This window comes from Alteromonas gracilis (assembly GCF_002993325.1).
GTDB classification, from domain to species: domain Bacteria; phylum Pseudomonadota; class Gammaproteobacteria; order Enterobacterales; family Alteromonadaceae; genus Alteromonas; species Alteromonas gracilis.
The window spans coordinates 1-472 of sequence record NZ_PVNO01000014.1 but is presented as its reverse complement, the minus strand read 5'-3'; the positions used below and the strand labels follow the sequence as shown (position 1 = coordinate 472).

The window sequence follows — 472 nt, the reverse complement described above, 5'->3', positions numbered from 1 at the left end:
GTACCTGAAAGGGTAGGCGTAGTGTCGTTACCAGTCGCTATGGTATCGATAGTGATCGACGGCGCAGTGGTATCAATCACGCCCGTGGTGTCTGTGGTTGCTGTATTACCCGCTTCATCGTTAACGCTTGCGTTAACGGTAAATTCACCTTCGGCTAATTCGGCTGGTGCATCAACGCTATAGGTGCCGTCGGCTTGCACAATCGCAGTCACGGTTTGAGTAACGCCCGCACTATCGGTAATGGTTAATGTAACCGTGCTACCCGGCGCGGCATCAGTGGTACCTGAAAGGGTAGGCGTGGTGTCGTTATCCGAACCTGGCGCATTAATAGTAATGGTTGGGGCGGTGGTGTCAATTTCCCCTGTGGTATCAGCAGTTGCTGTATTGCCAGCTTCATCCGTCACGCTGGCGTTAACCGTAAATTCACCTTCGGCTAATTCTGCAGGTACATCAACGCTATAGGTGCCGTCCG

1 protein-coding gene is annotated in these 472 nt (G+C 52.5%); it reads right to left on the bottom strand.

Features of this window, described 5'->3' with window-relative positions; all coding sequences use genetic code 11:
- Positions 1-472, bottom strand: a 472-nt coding sequence (locus tag C6Y39_RS05265) for an Ig-like domain-containing protein (RefSeq protein WP_205664145.1), incomplete at both ends; no start/stop codon positions are given.